Raw genomic sequence first — 20,658 nt, forward strand, 5'->3', positions numbered from 1 at the left:
CATGCCACTATATCGGACCCAGCGCGAGAGACTTTGCATGGCGATGGCTGCGGCTTTCTCGCTATTCGTCGCAGCTCCGCTGCAGGCGGCCGAGCAGCCGCGCATCGCCTCGATCAATCTGTGCACCGATCAATTGCTTGTCACCCTCGCCGATCCCGCGCAAATCCTCGGCCTCAGCCCGTTCGCGCGCGATCCGTTTCGTTCTTGGGACAAGAACAAGGCGGCACAATTTCGCTTGCTGTCCGGCGAGGCGGAAGATGTGTTGGCACTAAAGCCCGATCTTGTCGTCGCCGGCCGCTTTACCAAACGGGCCACGCGCGAGCTTCTCAAGGACAAGGGCCTCAAGGTCGCTGAATTCGCGCCTGCGCGCTCGCTCGACGAGGTGAAGAAGCAGCTGCGAGAAATGGGCGCGCTGGTGAAGCATCCCGAGCGTGCCGAAGCCGAGATCGCGAAACTCGACGTCGCCATCGCCAACGCGCGTGCCGCAGCACAGCGCAATCCGCTTCGCGTGCTCGCCGTGTCGCGCCGCGGCTGGGTGTCGGGTGGCGATAACCTCACGACGTCACTTCTATCAGCCGTGGGCCTCAAGAATGCCGGCGGCGAACTGGGGCTCAAGGCCGGCGGCTTCGCATCGCTGGAGGCGATCATCACGTTGAAGCCGGATCTCCTGCTGGTGGCGGACACCACGGACTTTGCCGAAGACGAAGGCCGCGCCTTCCTGCTGCACCCCGCGCTGGAAAAGACCTATCCGCCCTCGAAGCGCCTCGTACTCCCCGAGCGTCTCACCGCTTGCGGTGGTCCGACCATGGTGGAAGCACTGGATCGCCTGAGCGCTGAAATCAACCGCGTGGCGCCCTGATGCTCGTACACAGCGATGCGCTTTGGCTGGTGGTCGCCGCACTCCTGCTGGATGCGGTGATTGGCGATCCCGACTGGCTGTGGCGCCGCGCGCCGCATCCCGTCGTGTGGATCGGCAATGGCATCGGCTGGCTCGAGCAACGGCTCAATCGCGAGACCTGGTCGAAGCAAGCACGCAAGCTTGCGGGAGTCCTGACGGTTATCGTTCTCGTCAGCATCGCGCTTCTGGTGGGCGCGTTCATCTCGGATCTGCTGCACGGCCATTGGCTTGGCCTATTAGTCGAAGCCCTGATCGCATCCCTGTTGATCGCCCAGCGCAGCCTCTACCAGCACGTCGCCCGCGTGCATCATGCCTTTGCGGAAGGTGGCTTGCCCGCAGCTCGCAAGGCTGTCGCCATGATCGTCGGCCGCGATCCCGAACGCCTCGACGACGCCGGTGTCGCGCGCGCTGCAATCGAATCGACGGCAGAGAATTTCTCCGATGGCATCGTTGCGCCGGTGTTCTGGCTGGCGCTACTCGGCCTGCCCGGCCTGATCGCCTACAAGGCCATCAACACGGCGGACTCCATGATCGGCCACCGCACCGATCGCTATGTCGATTTCGGCTGGGCTGCCGCGCGGCTTGATGATTTGGTCAACCTCGTGCCCGCGCGCCTCTCCGGCGTGCTGGTCGCATTCGCTGCGCCTGTGATCCGAGGATCGATCGTCACATCGCTCAAGACCATGCTGCGCGATGCGCGAAAACATCGTTCGCCCAATGCCGGCTGGCCGGAAAGCGCCATGGCCAGCGCCCTCGGCATCGCACTGTCAGGCCCGCGCGTTTACGCGGAAGGCGCCGCGAACGAGCCATATCTCAATGCAGATGGCCGCGTGGCAGAGCCCGACGACATCCGCCGCGCGCTGCGCGTCTACGCCGTCGCTTGTGGACTTGAAATCGTGATCTACGCCTTGCTGGCGTGGCTGCTCTGACGTTTTCGCGCGATCGCGATCAGCGCATCGATATCGAGATGCGCCTCGCAATGATCCGCCAGCGCATCGAGCGCCGCTTCCACCTGCGCATCATAGGCAAGTGATGACGCGATGCCGAGCTGCGCCAGCCACGCCTTGCGGAAGGCGTCGCCAGTGAAGAGGCCATGCACATAAGTGCCCTGCACGCGCCCGTCGCGCGAGATCGCGCCATCCGGCCGCACGCCGATGCTCACCATCGGCCGCGCGCAATCAGCGCCGCTGCTGCGACCCATGTGGATTTCGTAGCCCTCGACGGCTGCACCGCTGGCAACATGCGTCCCCGAGACGATGGTCGTCGATTTACTGCCACTCATGACGGTCTCGATATCGAGGAGGCCGAGCCCTTCAACCTCACCCCGCGCGCCATCGACGCCATCGGGATCAGCGATGCGACGGCCGAGCATCTGATAACCGCCGCACAGGCCGAGCACATGGCCGCCGCGCCGCATATGCGCCGCGATATCGATATCCCAGCCCTGCGCGCGCAGGAAAGCGAGGTCACCGATGGTGGACTTGCTGCCGGGAATGATCACTACATCGGCATTGCCGGGAATGGCCTCACCGGGTCTGACGAAAACCAGTTTGACGCCGGGCTCCATGCCGAGCGGATCGAGATCGTCGAAATTGGCGATCCGCGCCAGCACCGGCACTGCGATGACGCGCGTGGCGTTGGAACTTTGCGCACGATCGAGATCGACCGCATCCTCGGCCGGCAACATCGCGGCCTGTGGTAACCATGGCAGCACGCCGATGGAGCGCCAGCCGGTGAGGTCCGTGATCGCCTTGAGGCCATCGTCGAACAGCCGGGGATCACCACGAAACTTATTGACGATGAAGCCATGAATACGTGCGCGTTCGTCCGGCTCCAGCACCAGATGCGTGCCGGCCAATGACGCAATGACACCGCCGCGATCGATGTCGCCAGCGAGGACCACGGGAACATCGGCCGCCGCCGCAAAGCCCATATTGGCGATGTCGCCCTTGCGCAGATTGATTTCGGCCGGACTACCCGCACCTTCGACCAGCACGATATCGGCGCTGTCGGCGAGCCGCGAAAAGCTCTCGAGCACCGCGGGCAGCAATGCCGCCTTCTTCTCCAGATAATTCTTCGCCCGCAGCGTGCCCCAGCGCTGGCCCTGCACGATCACCTGCGATCCCGTGTCGGTCTCCGGCTTCAGCAGAACAGGATTCATATGCACGCTGGGCGCCAGCCGGGCCGCGCGCGCCTGCACCGCTTGCGCGCGGCCGATCTCGCCGCCATCCACAGCGACAGCGGCATTGTTCGACATGTTCTGCGGCTTGAACGGTGCGACCTTGAGGCCACGCCGCACCAATGCCCGCGCCAGCCCGGCGACGATCGTCGACTTGCCGGCATTGGAGCCGGTCGCCTGGATCATCAGCGCGGGCGTGGAGCGGTTCATCGGCTGCCTCATACTCCCATGTCATCCCCCCGAAAGCGGGGATCCATCGACTCCGAAATCGTGGTGACGCTCAGTCGCGGCAACACCATTTCAACAATTAGCTCGGAGGTTAGGGGTCCCCGGTTTCGCGGGGACGACAGGAGGAGCTTCATCAGAATTCCACGCCCTTCTGGCCCCTGATGCCGGCACGGAATGGATGTTTCACCAGCGTCATTTCGGTGACCAGATCAGCCATCTCGATCAGTTCCGGCTTGGCATTGCGGCCGGTGATGACGACATGCTTGTCCGCTGGCTTCTCCTCGCGCAGGAAGGTCAGCACCTCGTTGAGATCGAGATAGTCATAGCGCAGCACGATGTTGAGCTCGTCCAGCAGCACCATGCGATGGCGATCGTCACGGATCAGTTCCTTGGCGCGCTCCCAGCCCGCCGTCGCAGCAGCGATGTCGCGCTCGCGATCCTGGGTCTCCCAGGTGAACCCTTCGCCCATGATATGCAGCGTCACGAGTTCCGGAAATTTCGCCAGCACGCGCGCTTCGCCGGTGTCCCAGCTCGGTGACTTCGTGAATTGCACGACGCCGACCGGCATCTCATGGCCGATATGGCGAAACACCATGCCAAGCGCAGCCGAGGTCTTGCCTTTGCCGGTGCCGGTATGGACGATCAGGAGGCCCTTCTCGCCCACCTTGGTGGCCATGATCTTGTCTTTCGCCGCCTTGTGCTTGGCGGCCTTATCCTTGTGCCGGAGATTCTCGGCGGCGTTGTCTGCTGCAGAGTCGCTCATGCGTGTTCCCTCGCGATTTGCTTGGTCGTCATCAATTCAGAAATCAGATGCTGCGCGCTATTCGAGCGCGGCGTCCACAGTCCACGGCGGATCGCTTCAGCGAAGCGTGCCGCCGTCTCCTGCAGCGCAGCAGGATTGGCGTTGGTCATGAAATCACGGACTTCGTCGTTTTCCAGATAGGCCGAAAACAGCTGATCGAAATGGTGATTGCCCACCGCATCTGTCGAGGCGGCAAAGCCGAACAGGTAGTCCACGGTGGCGGCGATCTCGAACGCGCCTTTATAGCCGTGCCGCATCACGCCCGCGATCCATTTCGGATTGGCACCGCGGCCGCGCACCACGCGCGAAATCTCATTCGCCAGCGAGCGCGCGATCGGTGCTTCCGGCCGCGATGTGTCGATATGGGCGACACGCGGCGCCGAGCCCTTGAGTGTCTGCACCGTGGCCGCGAGACCGCCGATGAACTGGTAGTAGTCGTCGGAATCGAGAATATCGTGCTCGCGATTGTCCTGGGCCTGCGCCACCAGATCGACAGACTTCAATCGCTCGGCAAATTCGTCGCGTGCGCCGTCGCCATCTGAGCCGCTGCCATAAGCATAACCGCCCCAATCGAGATAGACACCGGCAATGTCGGCACGGTTGCTCCAGCCGCCTTCATCCATCAGCGCCTGCAGGCCCGCACCATAGGCGCCGGGCTTGGAGCCGAACACGCGACGCATCGCCTGCCGCCGCGCGGTCTCGCAATTCACGCCGCTGGCTTCGAGCGCGCGTGCGCGGGCACGGACATTCGCAGCAATCGGATTGGCGTCATCGGGCTCGTCGAGTTCGGCTACCGCGCTGACGGCCGAGCCGATGATGTCCATCTGCGTCGGGAACGCGTCGCGGAACAGGCCCGAGACACGGAACGTCACATCGACGCGCGGACGCTTCAGCTCGGACAACGGAGTGATGGCAAAGCCGGTGACGCGGCCCGATGTCTCTTCCCACACCGGACGCGCGCCGATCAGCGCCAGCGCCTGCGCAACATCGTCGCCGCCGGTACGCATATTCGCCGTCCCCCAGGCCGAGAGCGCGATGCTGCGCGGCCATTCACCGGCATCCTGCCAATAGGCTTCGACCAAACGCTCAGCTGAGAGTTGACCGATGCGCCAGGCCGATGGCGTCGGCACCGCGCGGACATCGACGGCGAAGAAATTGCGACCGGTCGGCAGCACATCGGGCCGACCACGCGTCGGCGCGCCCGATGGGCCCGGCCGGATGAAGCGACCGTCAAGACCCTTGAGGAAAGCCGCCATCTCGGCGTCACCGCACGCATCGATGGCGGGACGCAGGGATTTTTCGATCCAGCCGAGGATGTGCGCGGTCTGGGTCCAGCTCTCATCGCAGGCGATGTCGCCGGCGACCAGCTTCAACGCCAACGCCTCGATCCGCTCGACCGTATCGCCCGTCGTCCGCCAAGGAGCGACTGACATCTCGTTGAGCATATTCGGTCGCGGACCGAGATAGTCGTCGGCCATATCGCGGGTCAACGGATCGAAGTTGCCGAGCCCGAGATCGATCGCCAGAGCACGGTGCAGCGACGCATCCTGCTGACGGATGTCCGATCGCGGCAGCCGCGCGATGGAGACGAGGAGATCGTTGCGCTGCGCCTCTTCCGGCGTGCGGCCGAAAATATGCAAGCCGTCGCGGATCTGCATTTCCTTGAGATCGCAGAGATGGGCGTCGAGCGCACGCAACGCCTCGTAGGTCGGCGTGTCGCGCCCGATATCGACATCGCTGTCGATCTGCTGGGCGCGGGCAAAAGACAGAATGTCCTCCGCGATGACCGACGCCCGCTTCGGATCGAGATCGCTGGCCGCGGCATATTCATCGACCAGACTTTCCAGCCGGGCGAGATCGTCATGCAATTCCGCGCGCGTCATCGGCGGCGTCAGGTGATCGACGATGACAGCCGAAGTGCGCCGCTTGGCCTGGATGCCTTCGCCGGGATCATTGACGATGAAGGGATAGAGATGCGGCAACGGCCCGAGGATCGCATCGGGCAGGCATTCTGCAGAGAGGCCGGTGCTCTTGCCGGGCAGCCATTCCAGATTTCCATGCTTGCCCACATGGGCGATCGCGTGGATGTCGAATTGCTGCCGGAGCCAGAGATAGAAAGCGAGATAGTGATGCGGCGGCACCAGATCGGGATCGTGATAGGTGGTCTTGGGATCGATATTGTAGCCACGCGCCGGCTGCACGCCGACGACGACGTTGCCGAAGCGATGCAGGCCGAGACGGAAAGCGTCGTCGATTACATGCGGACCGTTGCCGGCATCACCCCAACGCGCTTCGACAGCGGTTCGCACGTTTGCAGGTAATCCCGCAAAGGCTTCGCGATAATCTGCGAGCGACCATGTAACGCCGCCGCTGCGCGTTGCACGCTCATACAGCGCATTGGTTGGCCCCTGCTGCAGCAAGTCCATCATCGCGGCTGACGTCGCCGGCGCATCTGCCGTGCCATAGCCTGCGGCCTGCATCGCCTTGATGATATCCACGAGGCTCTGCGGCGTATCGAGGCCCACGCCGTTTGCAAGGCGCCCGTCGCGATTTGGATAATTGGCAAGGATCAGCGCCACACGACGCTCGGCGATGTCGGTGCGACGCAGGCACACCCAGGCGCGCGCGAGATCGGCGGCCGCATCGATGCGGTCTGCTACAGGCTTCAGCAGCGTCGGCGTAAAACCGCCGTCGCTCGTGCCGCGCTCCTTGAAGGCGATGACATTTGCAAAAATACGGCCATCGACTTCCGGTAGCACCACATGCATCGCAAGATCGCGCGGATTGAGGCCACGCGACGATGCCTCCCAGCTTGCATGCGAGATGCCGGCCTGCGCGACCTGCAGCACGGGGCAACCCGACGCAGAGAGCACACCGGCATCATCATTGGCGGTCGCTGTCGCGAAAGCCGTAGCGTTGACAATCACATCGGGCGGAAACGCCGCAAGTGCCCCACGCAGGAAGGCAACTGAACGCTCGTCCTTGAGACTGGTGACGTAAAGGCAGACCGGATTGAGACCGCGCGCATCCAGCGCATCGCGCAGCGCTGCGATCGCCGCCGTGTCGCCGCCGGCGACCAGGGCGCGATAGAAGATCACCACCGCATTGGGCCGTTTGTCACTCATCGGCGCCTGCGGCCAGAAGCCCGCAGACGGCATCGGCCGCGCCGCGGGCGGCTTCTCGCTTTGCCCGATCAGATGCGCGGCATAGCGCAGCGCCAGCGTCGCATTCTCGACGCCGCCTTCGCTGCAATAGCGCCACAGGGCATGGGTCGCATCGGCATTCACCGTGCCGCGCGCGGCGAGTTCGGAATTCCAGTCCATCTCGCCCGGAATGCAGGCAAACAGCGCGCCGCGCGCGATGGCATCGCTGCGCAGGCTCTCGACGCCATGCGGCCAGTAGCTGATGCCGCCGAGCATGCGCAGCAGAACGATCTTCGCCCGCGCCAGCGTTCGCTCGACATAGAGATCGACCGAGGCGGGATGGCCGAGCGCAAGAAGATTGGTCAGCCGCACGCTCGGGAAATCGCCGGGTAGGCTCGCATGCGCGGCACCGAAGGCAGCGAGATCGCTATCCGCCGCCGACAGCACGACGATATCGGCGGTGTCCTGCCCGAGATCGCGGGCGACGTCGCCGTCGTCAATACTGCCGGAGGTGTCGAGCTTGAGATGCATGTGATGTTGTGCGTCTTCCTGTTACACACGGACAGAAATGCTCCCTCCCCCTTGTGGGGAGGGCCGGGGTGGGGGTGCACCACGTGACGTCAGCGGTTGTGGAAGCACCCCACCCGTCTCGACGGCTGCGCCGTCGATCCACCCTCCCCAGTCGCTTCGCTCCGGGGGAGGGAAGAGAACTAGCCCGCCAGCGCTTTTCTTGCTGCGTCGGCATCAAAGCCTTTCAGCCCGATCACCACGAGATGTTCGGGATGGCTGACATCGGGCCGCGCGAAAGCGAGATCGACGCGGGCGCCCACGGCTTGCACGACAATCGGGGCAGGCTTGTCGGCGATGCGGGCATGGCCCTTGACGCGCAGCACGCCTTCGAGACCGAGAGCATCGCTGACACGCGCGCGCATGGTGTCGAGATCGGCCGCGGCAGTCGGCTTGATGACGATGCTATCGAAATCGTCGTGATCGTGTTCTTCTTCCTCGCCGTGATGACCGACGCGCGCGGCCATGTCATCTTCGGCTGCGGCATTGAGGCCGATCAGCACCGTTGGCGCGAGATCGCCCTTGGAGCGGACGATACCGACATTGGCGCGGAGCTCGGCCTTCAGCTTGGCCTCGATCTCGGCGAGCTGTTCGGCGCTGACGAGATCGCTCTTGGAAAGCACCACGAGATCGGCACAGGCGAGCTGATCCTCGAACACTTCCTCGATGGGATCGTCGTGATCGATGCCTTCATCGGCAGCGCGCTGTTCGGCGAGCGCATGCTCATCGAGCGTGATCCGGCCTTCGGACAGCGCCAGCGCATCAACGACAGTGACGACGCCATCGACAGTGGCGCGTGTCTTCACGGCGGGCCACGCAAACGCCTTCAGCAGCGGTTGCGGCAGCGCGAGGCCAGAAGTCTCGATCACGATGGCATCGAGCGGGCGCTCGCGCGACAGCAGCTTTTCCATGGTCGGCACGAAATCATCGGCCACGGTGCAGCAGATGCAGCCATTGGTGAGCTCGACGATGTCGCCGGGCGCGCAAGCCTTTGCCGCACATTCCTCGACAAGGCCGCCATCGAAACCGGCATCGCCGAATTCATTGACGATCACAGCGATGCGGCGGCCATCGGCTTGCGTCAGCAGCGAACGCAGCAGCGTGGTTTTGCCTGCGCCGAGAAAGCCGGTGAGGACGGTGACGGGAACGCGGGACATTCAGTTCTCCTGAAAACGCTTGAGCCAAAGCGGAAGGCCGGCAGCGACGAAAGCGACATTGTTGACGGCTGCGGCGATGGTTTGATTGAGACGGCCCTGCGCATCACGAAAGGCGCGGCCGATCGGCGTCTCGGGCACGAGGCCGAGGCCGACTTCATTGGACACGAAGACGATGGGATAGCGCGACACGTCGAGAAAGCGCACCAGACGCTTCGCCTCGACTTCGGGATCGCGCTCGGCCATCATCAGATTGGAGAGCCAGAGCGTCAGGCAATCGACGAGGACGACGCGGCCGATGGTGGATTCGCGTGTCAGCGTGTCCACCAGCGCCAGCGGCTCCTCGACGGTGATCCAGCCTTCGCCGCGCTGCTTGCGATGCTGCGCGATGCGCGCCTGCATCTCATCGTCGCCGGCCGTCGCCGTGGCGAGATAGACTTTTGTGAGCGACATCTCGCCGATCAGCCGTTCGGCGAAAGCCGATTTGCCGGAGCGCGCGCCGCCGAGGACGAGCGTGGTGCCGAGCGACGTCATTTCGGCGCCCTGCCGTCTTCCGGAGACCAGCGCAGCGGCGGCACGCGCGCCACCATGCCCTTGCGCAACACATCGGCGCGCTCACGCCATGGCACGAGCCCGTAGTCGGATTTTTGATAGGACTGCACGAAAGAGGCGACGGCATCCGGGCCGGTGTCCGTCACGAGATCGCCGAACAAGAACGTGTAGCCATCCTGGCTCGTCACCGCGACGGTGGTCGGCCGCTTGCAGACGCTGAGACATTGCACCGGCCGCACCATGACAGCGACATCGCGCTCATCGAGCGCAGCCGTCACCGCATCGAGCATCGCCGGGCCGACGACCGCACCATCAGCCGCCTTGCAATTCACGCAGACGCTCACCACCACCGGCGCTGAGGGCAGCGGGCGAGGCAATTCGGTGACACGGGAGTCATCAGGCAAGGTCGATGCGTTGCGATCCATCACGGGCTCAAATCAGACGAGCTTTGTTGGGTCGCGCGGATGCGGGCATCCACTCGCTCCCGTCCGGTGCACCCCGCCCCGACGACGCCTCCAAAGCACAGTTCATGACGGCAGGTCTCCTGGCTCGCGAGTCGGCGCCCGCTGCCGCCTTCCCAGCAGCTCCCCTATCGGGAACTCCCAGTGGCACCGGCTCGGGCTCATCGCTTACAGTTGCGGGGGCAGCGCCGGTATCGCACCGGCTTCCCTTTTCACCTTCCTCGCGGAAGGACCATCGCGGCGGACGCTATCTGCACCCACAGCCGGGGTCAACCACGGCCGGAACTGCGCAGCCACTGTTGACCGAAAGGCCATGGATGCGCGAGACAGACGGCCAAAGGAACCCGCATTTGACCTCTTTCAGCCCCCTCTTCCAGCCGCCGGCCCTCACGCCCCTCGATCCCGCAACCGAAGCCAGCCTTCGTGCGACCATCGACGGCAAGGCGAAGCCGCCGGGCTCGCTCGGGCGAATCGAGGAACTCGCTGTGCAACTCGGCATGATCCGCCATCCCGGCGAACCGCGCGGCGAGAAGGCTGTATTGTTGGTGTTCGCCGGCGATCACGGGCTCGTGGCCGAAGGCGTGTCGCAATATCCGTCCGCCGTCACCGTCGCGATGGTGATGACCTATCTCGCCGGTCGCGCCAGCGCCAATGCATTTGCCAAAGCCAATGGCATGGACGTCCGTGTCATCGATATCGGTGTCGCGGCTGAACTGCCGGTGCATCCCGGCCTGCGCGATGCAAAGGTGCGCATGGGCACGGCCAATGCCGCGCGCGAGCCGGCAATGACAGCGGGGCAAGCCACCGAGGCCCTGAACCACGGCATCCGCATCGCCATCGGCGAGATCAAAGCCGGCGCTGATATCATTGCGCTTGGCGAGATGGGCATCGGCAACACAGCATCCTCTGCACTGCTCGCTCATCGCCTCGCGCCCGCATCGCTCGACGACTGCATCGGCGTCGGCGCAGGTCAGGACGACGCTGGTATGAGCCGCAAGCGTATAGCTATCGAAATGGCAGCTGCGCGCAACGATGCGACGGCGCCGCTCGATGTGCTCATCGAATTCGGCGGGCTCGAAATTGCGGGCATGGCCGGCGCGATCCTCGGTGCCGCGTCGCAGCGACGGCCGGTGATCATCGATGGCTTCATCTCCAGCGTCGCTGCGCTGCTCGCGGTCCGACTTTGCCCGGAGGCCCGCGGCTACTGCGTATTCGCGCATCGCTCGGCCGAACGCGGGCATGATCTCGTATTGAACGCGCTCGATGCAAAGCCGCTGCTCGATCTCGGCCTGCGGCTCGGCGAAGGCACCGGTGCGCTGCTCGCCGTGCCGCTGGTGCGCGCCGCAGCGCGATTGCTTACCGATGTCGCCAGCCTCGATGACGTGCTGGCTGGGAAGATCTAGATGAGGCCGGATCCGCATCTGCTGAATGCGATCCGTTTCCTGACGGTGCTGCCGACGCCGCATTCGGACGAGGCGCCTGCGCCCGACTGGCTGGCGCGCGCGATGAAGTATTTTCCGCTGGTGGGTATCGGCATCGGCGCGGTGTCCGCATGCGTGTTGGTCGCTGCAAACATGGTGTGGTCGCCGACCATCGCTGCCATTCTGGCGGTGACGGCAAGCATCCTGCTCACCAGCGCATTTCATGAAGACGGACTCGCAGACACATTCGACGCCTTCGGCGGCGGCTGGACTGTCGAGAAACGGCTCGAAATCATGAAGGACAGCCGCATCGGCACTTATGGTGCACTCGCCCTCGGGCTCGGCACTACGCTGCGCATCGCCGCGCTCGCAACGCTCACGCCATGGATCGGCGCCGCCGCCCTCATCGCCGCCCACGCCGCCGCGCGGGTCATGCCTGCCTTCGTGATGAACCGCATGTCGCATAGCGGCGATCCCGCCAGCATGAAAGTGAGCTATGTCCAATCTCCCGTGCGTCGCACGGAGATCACCTTCGCATTGATCACCGCGGCACTGGCCGTGCTGCCGCTCATGCTGTTGGCGCCGCGCGGCGTTGTGATTGGCCTGCTGCTTGGCGCCGCCCTCGGCGCCCTGCTCGCGCGCTGGGCCAAGCGCCTGATCGGCGGCTATACCGGCGATGTGCTCGGCGCCATCGAGCAGCTGTTCGAGATCGGATTCCTGCTCGGCGTCGCCGCGATCATCAGATAGGCCAGCGCAACGGCAACTGATACGGCGCGCCTTCGGCTGTCTCGGCGCCACGGCCGATCCGCGCGATCGCTTCGCTCATACGGCCATCTCGGCCGAGCATGTCGTCGGCGAGCTTCACCATCAATTTGTTCGGCGTCACGTAAGGCGAACGGCGGCGAAGTTCGTCGGCGATCTCGGCCTCATAGCCAGGATTGCGATCGCAGGTGATCGCATAGGCCGCAGCACTCGAGCGGCTGATGCCGGCCCAGCAATGAATGAGCAGCGGCCGCCCCTCGATCGCACCGCGGCCGAAATCGAGAATGGCGCGCATCATGTCCATATCGGGCGCAACGAGATCCGGCGCGTGTTCGACGATGTCATGGAATGAAAGCCGGATGTGCCGCTCACGGACCATACCGTTCCAGTCGGGCTCGGTGGCAGACGGGGACAGCAGCGTCAGCAGATCGAACACCGGCAGGGTTTCAGCGACGGGACGAAGCCCCCTGAGCGAGGTCACATGGATCATCGAAAACCTTTAACGGGCAATACGGCACTGCACAATTACGGTGTCAAAATACCAAAACCGCTATCGTGTTGACTTACTGTTAAGTACACGACCTCGCGCATGTCTGTTTCCGCACATATCGCCTGAGCAAAATTGATCGCTTTTACGGCAGATTGCTCATTCTTAAACAAGTTCCCGTAGGTATCGGGTTGAACGATCTGAAGTCCAGGAAGGGCATGATGCGAGGTTCCTCGAATATCTTCGTGTGGCGGACGCTGAACATGCTCCGCGTCCCGCGTGAAAATCCGGAGTTGGTGCAAGCCAAGCTCGCGGCCTTCACGCGCCAGGTTCCGATGATGTATGCGCTCGTCATCGTCAACACCATGGCGCTGGCATCGACCTTCCATGGCGCCGCACCGCGCCTGCTGACCCTCGACCTGCCGGTGGCACTGGCTGTCGTCTGCCTGTTCCGGATCACATCCTGGTGGCAGTCACGTCATCACGTCTTCGATGTCGATCAGGCCGCTGACAAGCTGCGCAGCTCGATCATCTTTGCGGCCGTGCTGGGTGTCGCATTCTGCGCCTGGAGCCTGAGCCTGTTTCCGTACGGCACCGATCTCAGCAAAAGCCATGTCGCCTTCTTCATGGCCGTGACCTCGATCGGCTGCGGCTTCTGCCTGATGCATCTGCGCGCCGCAGCCCTCGTCCTGATGAGCATCGTCGTGATCCCGTTCGCGATCTATTTCGGGACCAGCGACAATCCGGTCTTCGTCTCACTTGCATTCAACTTCACCGTCGTGACCCTTGCGGTCGTGTTCATGCTGCTTGGCAATCACAAAGACTTCGAGCAACGCGTCAATTCCGAGAAGGCGCTGCGCATCAAGCAGGCCGAGTTGCAGGTATTCAGCGACAAGAATTTCCGCGACTCGAATATCGACAGCCTGACCGGATTGCCGAACCGGCGCAGCTTTTTCGCGGCGATCGAAAAGCAGATCCCCGAAACCAAACGTGCGGAAGGCCGCCTCGCGCTTGGCATTCTCGATCTTGATGGCTTCAAGCCGATCAACGACGTTCACGGCCACCGGGTCGGCGATCGGCTCCTGATCGAGGTCGCCGACCGGTTGCGCGCCCACTTGCCCGATTATGTTTTTCTGGGCCGTCTGGGCGGTGATGAATTTGCCATGTTCAGTGAGAGGCTCACCGACGAACAAGCCTTCGCCGACGCCGAGCGCGATCTGATCGGACTGTTCGATGCACCGTTCGAAATCGAAGACCTGACCGTGCGTATCGGTTGCTCGATCGGTTACGCGCAATATCCGGAGGCGGCGACCACCGCCGAAGACCTGTTCGAATGCGCGGACTATGCGCTGTTTTTCGCAAAGCATAACGACCGCGGCAAGGCGGTGCGCTTCAGCGCGGAGCACGAAGCGACCATTCGCGAGGCTAGCCGGATCGATCAGGCGCTCGTCAATGCCGATCTCGAGCAGGAACTATGGATTGCCTATCAGCCCATCATGAGCGCGGCGACCCAGCAGCCCGTCGCATTCGAGGCGCTGGCGCGCTGGCGGAGCCCCATGCTCGGCAATGTGCCGCCCATGACCTTCATCGTCGCAGCCGAGCGTTCGGGGATGATCGCGCAGCTGACGCCGATCCTGCTGCGCAAGGCGCTTGAAGGCGCAGCGCGCTGGCCCGAACATATCCGGATCTCGTTCAATCTCTCCGCGGTCGATGTCGCCTCGCCATTGTCGGTGCTCAAGCTGATCAACGTCGTCGAACAAAGCGGCGTACGGCCGGCGCGCATCGATTTCGAGATCACCGAAACCGCGGTGATGAGCAATGTCGCGCAGACCTCGCAGTCATTGAATGCATTGCGCGCGCTCGGCGCCCGTATTTCGCTGGATGACTTCGGCACCGGGTATTCCAGCCTCAGCAATATCCGCGAATTGCCACTCGACAAGGTGAAGATCGATCGCAGCTTCATCAGCAAGATCGAAACCGATCCCGCGGCGCGGCTGATTCTGAGAACCATGATCGATCTCTGCAACGGCCTCGGCCACGACTGTATCGTCGAAGGCGTCGAGACCGTGGATCAGGTCGATTTCCTGCGCAAGGAAGACTGCCGCTTCATGCAGGGCTACTTCTTCGCCAAGCCGATGCATGGCGAAGAGGTGCGGCCGTTCCTCGGCACCTCCAGCGACATGGCCCGCATCGCAGCGCTTCGTCACGGCTGATCGCGGCCTCAAGTCAGATTCATCTCCAATGAATCTGACTTAGAGCTTTTGCTGGCTTGAGCATGATCTTATCCGAAAACCGGCATCCACTTTTCGGGATCATGCTCTAGGCGTTCTGGCCGTCGAGCAATCGCACCGCCTCGAACAAGGTCGCTGCGCCGACAGCGAGTTGTTCCGGCGATGTGTATTCCTCCGGGCAATGGCTCTTGCCATCCTTCGACGGCACGAACAGCATCGCGCTCTTGCCGATATGAGACATGAAGGCCGCATCATGGCCGGCGCCTGATGCCAGCGTCGTCGTGAAATAGCCCAGCTTGCTCGCAGCGCGGCCGAGAATATCGCGCAGATGATCGTCGCAGGGCGACGGTGGATTTTGCGAGATAATACCAAATTTGGTGCGATCGACCTTCGCGCGTTGCGCGACCTCCTGCGTCTCGCGATCGAGCATGGCGACGAATTCGGCGACGGTCTCAGCTTTCTCGGCACGGATATCGAGGATCATGCGCGCGCCGCCCGGGACCACATTGGATGCATTGGGGCTGATGTCGAGAATGCCTGTCGTCGCGACGAAATGGCCCTGCTTGCGGTCAGCAAATTCATGCGCCTTGCGGGCGACGAGCAGGACGATCTCGGCAGCAGCGAGACTCGCATCGCGACGATACTGCATCAAGGTGCTGCCCGCATGATCGGCCGCACCGGTCAGCACGATCTCGACGCGGGTGATGCCGGCAATGCCGGTGACCAGCGCGATGTCGAGATTGTTGCTCTCCAGCACGATGCCCTGCTCGATATGCAGTTCGAGATAGCCGGCGAAGACCGGCTTCGGCATCGCGGCGATCTTGTCGGGATCGCCACCGACACGCTTGATCGCGGCGGCCAGCGTCTCGCCTGCCGCATTGGTGTAGGTCAGCATCTTGGCGTCGAGCTCGCCCGCCATGGCGCGACTACCGACGCAAGAGAGACCGTATTCGCTGGGCTCTTCGGCAAGAAAATCCACGATCTCGATGGGGTGGCGGGGCCTGTAGCCGGAGGCCTGCAGCGCGCGTACCGTTTCCAGCGCAGTGAGAATGCCGGAGATGCCGTCGAAGCGGCCACCGGATGGCACGGTGTCGGAATGCGAGCCGAGCATGATCGGCGGCAGGCCGGCGACCGTCCCCTCCCAGCGCGCGATCACATTGGCGCCAGCATCCATCCGCACCGTCATGCCCGCGGCTTCATATTGCTGCTTCAGCCAGACGCGGCCATCGAGAAAACGCTGCGAAAACGACCGCCGCGTCCACGGCTTGTCGGGATCGGTGATGGCGGCGAGCGCCATATGATCGTCCCAGAGGCGGGCCTGATCGATGGGCGGCGTCACGATATCGGCTGGCTTGTTCAACGCTGGTCACTCGCGCGATGTGGGCTGGTATCGTCACCATAATTGGTGAACACTCCGCGCGCCATCAAAAGCATGATCCCGAAAAGTGACATCCGCCTTTTGGAAACGACCATGCCCCAACACAAGAAAAGATCAGGGAGAATATCGTGACGAAGAAAATCGCATGGGTCACCGGCGGCGGCACCGGCATCGGCAAGGCCGGTGCAGAATCGCTGCTGGCCGACGGCTGGACCGTCATCATTTCCGGCCGTCGTGCCGACGTGCTGGACGGCGTGGTCAAGGAACTCGGCACGGGCGGCAAGCCCATTGAATCGATGGTGCTCGATGTCAGCAACCTCGCCGATGCCAAGAAGGTCGCGGATGCGATCCTCGCCAAACATGGCCGCATCGATCTTCTGGTCAACAGCGCCGGCATCAATCTGCCGAAGCGCAACTGGCAGGATGTCACCGAGGAAGGCTGGGACCAGATCGTCGACATCAATCTCAACGGCGTGATGTATTGCATGCGCGCGGTGCTGCCGGCAATGCGTGCGCAAAAAGACGGTTGCATCATCAATGTCGCCTCGTGGGCCGGCCGCATCGTCTCCAAGATGACCGGTCCCGCTTACACCGCCACCAAACATGCGGTGCTGGCGCTGACGCATTCCTTCAACATGGACGAATGCGTCAATGGCCTGCGCGCCTGCTGCCTGTCACCGGGCGAAGTGGCCACCGACATCATGAAGAATCGGCCGGTGCCGCCCAGCGCCGAAGTGATGGCGCGCATGCTGCAGCCGGAGGATCTCGGCAAGACGATCGCGTTCATTGCCGGGATGCCGGCACATGTCTGCATCAACGAGGTGCTGATCAGCCCGACATGGAATCGGAGTCTGATCGGGTACTGATCTTCTTCCTCCCCGGAGCAGTGGGGTGATCTTCTCCCTCCCCCAAGCCGCGCAGCGGCGCTGGAGGGAGGGAGGCCATTAACCTCGGTGCGTCACGGCGCCATCGCCGTCACTTCGATACGCGCTTCTTCACTGCACGCCGTGGCACGGCATCTGCGCCGGTGGCCGGTTGCAGATAGCGCTGCAGGGCGATCGCCCGCTCGCTGGAGGCAACGAGCTTGTCGACACTGGCAAGCAACCGGCCGACATCGCCGGCGCCGAGCGCGTCGAACTGAATGTCGTTAACCTGACATTCGATGGGCGCAAGGCTTGCGAGCAATGCGTCGCCCGCCGCCGTCACCACCAGACGCAGACGGCGGCGATCTTCCGGATCCACCAGCTTGTCGAGCAAGCCCATCTCCTGCAGCTTGTTGGAAATGGTGGTGACGAACGCGCCGCTCAGATGCAGATGCGCCGCGAGCTCGCGCACGCTCACCGCTCCGCTTGCCACAAACGACTTCGTCGAGATCAGGACCGTGTATTCGATGCCGGTGAGACCGATCGCCGCCGCATAATTCTCGCGCACGGTTTCATGCCGCGCCAGAAAGGCCAGCAGCGTATGCACCAGTTGCCGGAATGCGAGATCGGACCCATTGGTCAGCAGTGCGCTGCGCGACGTCGTCAGCGACGGCACCGGCAGTTTCGACTTCGACTTTCGTGACCCCGATGCAGACGCAAGCGGCGCAACCCTGGAACGTGACATGCCGCTTCCCGAACGAGTGAGCCTCAGGATTGCGTGGTCCCCGGCAGCAGGTCAAGTAAGTCGTATAACTTTTTTGATAAGCTATTAGTGCAAAGGAAATAGGCAACAGGAGTCGCAAAACGAACACGGTGACGCGTCCAGCCATGACCTCGATGACGCCAACGCCATTGCATTGCGTGCGGAACAGATCATTTCACGGGAATAATTTTGCGGCGCGGAAGTCACGGCGCGGTTGACACACCGCTCTGCATCCTTCGTCGCAATTGCAATTACCTCACGAAGCCGCCAAGCTGAATAAAACCTCACGCATGGAATCGACACGTGGCAAAGCCCGCCGGCCGACGTACCTCCTCCGCGAACAAATCGCCCGCCAAGGGTGAGACGAGCAAGGTCAGCGGCGGCAAGAAGCCAGCCGGTCATCTGGCGCGGCAGGCGGCCCTTACGGCCTCGCGTCCGGAATTGCTGGTCGATGGCTCCGACGCCGAATTCCGCCGCCTCGTACACAGCCTGTTCGGCTTCCTGGTCCGTCACCAGACATTGCGCGAAGGCCATGCTGCGGTGATCGGCCTTGCCGGCATCGAATTCACGACCCTGATCTCGATCCGGCATCTGTCGGCGCAAGGCGATGTGCATGTGCGCGCCGTCGCGGACCATCTGCATCTCAGCGGCGCCTTCGTCACCACGGTGACCAACAAGCTGGAAACCAAGGGGCTGATCACCAAGACGTCGCATCCCGGCGATCGCCGCCGGATCAGCCTGGTGGTGACGTCGCATGGCGCTGAATTGCTGGAGCGGCTGGCGCCGACCCAGCAGCAGATCAACGATGTGCAGTTCGGCTGCCTGAGCGCCAAGGAATTCCGTCAGCTACTCGACATGGTGCAGCGCCTCGTGGAATCCAGCGATCGCGCTATCGCACTGCAGCGATATCTGGCGGAAGCCAAGGTGAAGGCGCTCTCCCCGGAAGCGCAGCAGGTGGTCGCAGCCCGGCCCGTAAAGTCCCGCAAGGCATAGCGCTTCGCCGCCCTCCGGCGACAACTGCGACAAATTGCGCTTTACAACCGCGATAAGGCTCAGGCGCACCCCACTTATTTATCCTCAACCACGTCGTATCGCGGGAAAACCACCCGCGAATGCCGTGGCGTGCCATAATGTTGGGCTTCGATTGCCGCACAAATTAGCTTCCTAAGAGAACTATTTTACAAAGATACTCCACTTGCGGATTGTCAAAACCGCAAATTTATCGGACCATCCCTCACCGCTGTCATGCTGGCGACATATCCGGCGATGGCATACGGAATGCATTGTTACGGGGTAGATGGAACGACCATCAGAAACAAAGCTGCGGCGCGCCGCGGTCTTGCATCACACCAATAGAGGATCACGTTCGATGTCGCGGATTAAATCGAATTTGCCAAACGTCCTTGGCGCATCACGCGTGCTCGGCACCGTCGCAGCAGTGACGCTCTCGGCGCTGGTGGCCGGCCATGCCAACGCTCAGACCCGCGAGATCAATCTCGGCGCCATCGTGCCGAGCTCCGGCCCGTTCGCCGAATGGGGCCGCAGCAACACCGTCACCCTGAAGATGCTGGAGAAGCAGACCAACGATGCCGGCGGCATCAATGGCGCCAAGCTCAAGATCACCATCCTCGACGACGCCGCCAAGCCGGCGCAGTCCGCAACCTCGATGCGCAAGCTCGCCAGCGACGAGAAGGTGCTCGCAGTGGCCGGCCCTCTCACCTCCAGCGCCGCGGAAGTCACCTTCCCCGTCGCCAACGAGCTGAAGCTGGTCTCGACCTCGCAGGCCTCGTCGAAGCCGGGCACCGCCAAGCAGAACCGCCCCTGGGCGTTCCGCAACACCATCGATGAAAGCGTGCTCGCCAAGACGGCGGTGCCGTATTTCAAGAAGAGCTTCAACATCAAGACCGTTGCGGTGATCTTCGATGCGAAGGATGCGACCGCTGCGACCGTCGGCAAGGTGATCATGCCCTCGGTGCTGAAGGCGAATGAGATCGCCGTCGCCAACGAGAATGACCTGCTGTCGTTCAACACCGGCGATCTCGACGTCTCCGCCCAGGTGACCAAGCTGAAGTCGCTCAATCCCGATGGCATCGTGATCAGCGCGGACTACAGCCAGGCCATCACCGTGCTGCGCGAGATGAAGCGTCAGGGCCTGATCAAGCCGGTGGTCGGCGCCAGCCAGCTGATCTCCTCGGCGATCCTCAAGGCCGCGCCGGAAATTCCGGTGATCGCGCCGGCGACCTTCTACTCGACCATGAAGGGCGAGGCGCCGGAGAAGTTCACCGCCGCCTTGACGCCGCTACTGCGCAAGGAGTCGGGCCTGCCGAAGGACATCGAGCCGAACATGTTCGATGCCAATATCTATGAGATCGTCTCGATGTATATCGACGCGATCAAGACCGCCGGCGTCACCGGCAAGCCGGAAGACCTCGAAGCCGACCGCACCAAGATTCGCGACTACATGGCCAAGCTCGAAGGCTTCAAGGGTCTCGGCGGCCCGATCGGCTTCAACGATGACGGCGACGCCATCAAGGCCTTCTATGTGCTGCAGGGCCAGGGCGGCAACTGGGACACCAAGGTCAAGGGCTGCAGCTCGGCCCCGAACCACCCGGCGTGCTAAGACGTGCTCTTACTTCACCTCTCCCCTCTGGGGAGAGGTCGCGCGCTCTTGCGCGCGGGTGAGGGGCAGCGCTCCGCAGCGACCGTCCCTAACCCTCACCCGCCCCGGCTTCGCTACACTACGCCGGGTCGACCTCTCCCTATGGGAGA

17 protein-coding genes and 1 riboswitch are annotated in these 20,658 nt (G+C 63.1%); of the genes, 8 read left to right on the top strand and 9 right to left on the bottom strand.

Translation table 11 applies throughout. The features are described from left to right. Positions 1-37: 37 nt before the first annotated feature. Together RPMA_RS21315 and cbiB are read left to right on the top strand one after the other, a co-directional pair. Complete coding sequence (locus RPMA_RS21315) at positions 38-859, top strand: ABC transporter substrate-binding protein (protein ID WP_249225328.1); 822 nt, start codon at positions 38-40, stop codon at positions 857-859. Then, positions 859-1,827 carry an adenosylcobinamide-phosphate synthase CbiB gene (gene cbiB / locus RPMA_RS21320; RefSeq protein ID WP_211909655.1) on the top strand — a complete coding sequence of 323 codons (969 nt, stop codon included), beginning with the start codon at positions 859-861 and terminating at the stop codon, positions 1,825-1,827. Before RPMA_RS21315 ends, cbiB begins: the two co-directional genes overlap by 1 nt. Here the strand turns inward: cbiB and RPMA_RS21325 are convergent. From RPMA_RS21325 to RPMA_RS21350, 6 genes are all read right to left on the bottom strand, one after another. Beyond that, a complete protein-coding gene (locus RPMA_RS21325; protein ID WP_211909656.1) occupies positions 1,800-3,287 on the bottom strand; it encodes a cobyric acid synthase in 1,488 nt (495 codons plus the stop codon). The two genes, cbiB and RPMA_RS21325, sit on opposite strands and share 28 nt — an antisense overlap. 151 nt (positions 3,288-3,438) lie before the next feature. Further along, positions 3,439-4,068, bottom strand: a complete 630-nt coding sequence (cobO, locus tag RPMA_RS21330; RefSeq protein ID WP_211909657.1) for a cob(I)yrinic acid a,c-diamide adenosyltransferase — start codon at positions 4,066-4,068, stop codon at positions 3,439-3,441. Further along, a complete protein-coding gene (cobN, locus tag RPMA_RS21335) occupies positions 4,065-7,781 on the bottom strand; it encodes a cobaltochelatase subunit CobN (protein ID WP_211909658.1) in 3,717 nt (1,238 codons plus the stop codon). Before cobN ends, cobO begins: the two co-directional genes overlap by 4 nt. Positions 7,782-7,960: 179 nt before the next feature. After that, entirely contained in the window at positions 7,961-8,974 is a 1,014-nt protein-coding gene (cobW, locus tag RPMA_RS21340; protein ID WP_211909659.1) for a cobalamin biosynthesis protein CobW, read from the bottom strand. After that, positions 8,975-9,505, bottom strand: coding sequence for a bifunctional adenosylcobinamide kinase/adenosylcobinamide-phosphate guanylyltransferase (cobU, locus tag RPMA_RS21345; RefSeq protein ID WP_211909660.1), 531 nt, complete (start codon positions 9,503-9,505; stop codon positions 8,975-8,977). Continuing rightward, complete coding sequence (locus tag RPMA_RS21350) at positions 9,502-9,948, bottom strand: DUF1636 family protein (RefSeq protein ID WP_211909661.1); 447 nt, start codon at positions 9,946-9,948, stop codon at positions 9,502-9,504. Before RPMA_RS21350 ends, cobU begins: the two co-directional genes overlap by 4 nt. Before the next feature lie 92 nt (positions 9,949-10,040). Next, positions 10,041-10,236: riboswitch (cobalamin riboswitch) on the bottom strand. Between the two features lie 98 nt (positions 10,237-10,334). Here RPMA_RS21350 and cobT point away from each other — a divergent pair. Both cobT and cobS read left to right on the top strand, forming a co-directional pair. Then, positions 10,335-11,387, top strand: coding sequence for a nicotinate-nucleotide--dimethylbenzimidazole phosphoribosyltransferase (gene cobT, locus RPMA_RS21355; RefSeq protein WP_249225329.1), 1,053 nt, complete (start codon positions 10,335-10,337; stop codon positions 11,385-11,387). Beyond that, entirely contained in the window at positions 11,388-12,152 is a 765-nt protein-coding gene (cobS, locus tag RPMA_RS21360) for an adenosylcobinamide-GDP ribazoletransferase (protein ID WP_211909663.1), read from the top strand. It begins immediately after the preceding gene. Here the strand turns inward: cobS and RPMA_RS21365 are convergent. Next, complete coding sequence (locus RPMA_RS21365) at positions 12,145-12,657, bottom strand: tyrosine phosphatase family protein (protein ID WP_211909664.1); 513 nt, start codon at positions 12,655-12,657, stop codon at positions 12,145-12,147. The genes cobS and RPMA_RS21365 overlap by 8 nt on opposite strands. A gap of 215 nt (positions 12,658-12,872) precedes the next feature. On the opposite strand from RPMA_RS21365, the gene RPMA_RS21370 reads away from it, so the two are divergent. After that, the gene (locus RPMA_RS21370) at positions 12,873-14,867 is read left to right on the top strand and encodes a putative bifunctional diguanylate cyclase/phosphodiesterase (protein ID WP_211909665.1); all 1,995 of its coding nucleotides are present in this window, start codon (positions 12,873-12,875) and stop codon (positions 14,865-14,867) included. A 106-nt stretch (positions 14,868-14,973) separates the two neighbouring features. Here the strand turns inward: RPMA_RS21370 and RPMA_RS21375 are convergent, their stop codons facing one another. Beyond that, on the bottom strand, positions 14,974-16,245 hold the full coding sequence (locus RPMA_RS21375) for a Zn-dependent hydrolase (protein WP_249225330.1): 1,272 nt from the start codon (positions 16,243-16,245) through the stop codon (positions 14,974-14,976). Positions 16,246-16,391: 146 nt separating this feature from the next. Here RPMA_RS21375 and RPMA_RS21380 point away from each other — a divergent pair, with 146 nt between their 5' ends. Continuing rightward, positions 16,392-17,129, top strand: coding sequence for an SDR family oxidoreductase (locus tag RPMA_RS21380; RefSeq protein ID WP_211909666.1), 738 nt, complete (start codon positions 16,392-16,394; stop codon positions 17,127-17,129). Positions 17,130-17,238: 109 nt separating this feature from the next. Here the strand turns inward: RPMA_RS21380 and RPMA_RS21385 are convergent, their stop codons facing one another. Next, positions 17,239-17,871 carry a MarR family winged helix-turn-helix transcriptional regulator gene (locus tag RPMA_RS21385; protein WP_211909667.1) on the bottom strand — a complete coding sequence of 211 codons (633 nt, stop codon included), beginning with the start codon at positions 17,869-17,871 and terminating at the stop codon, positions 17,239-17,241. 321 nt (positions 17,872-18,192) lie between these two features. Between RPMA_RS21385 and RPMA_RS21390 the strand changes: the two genes are divergently transcribed. Further along, entirely contained in the window at positions 18,193-18,882 is a 690-nt protein-coding gene (locus tag RPMA_RS21390; protein WP_211909668.1) for a MarR family winged helix-turn-helix transcriptional regulator, read from the top strand. A gap of 376 nt (positions 18,883-19,258) precedes the next feature. Beyond that, positions 19,259-20,509 (top strand): ABC transporter substrate-binding protein, encoded by a 1,251-nt coding sequence (locus RPMA_RS21395; RefSeq protein WP_211909669.1) that lies wholly within the window; start codon positions 19,259-19,261, stop codon positions 20,507-20,509. Positions 20,510-20,658 lie beyond the last annotated feature (149 nt).

Origin of the sequence: Tardiphaga alba, from assembly GCF_018279705.1 — a bacterium.
Lineage (GTDB): Bacteria > Pseudomonadota > Alphaproteobacteria > Rhizobiales > Xanthobacteraceae > Tardiphaga > Tardiphaga alba.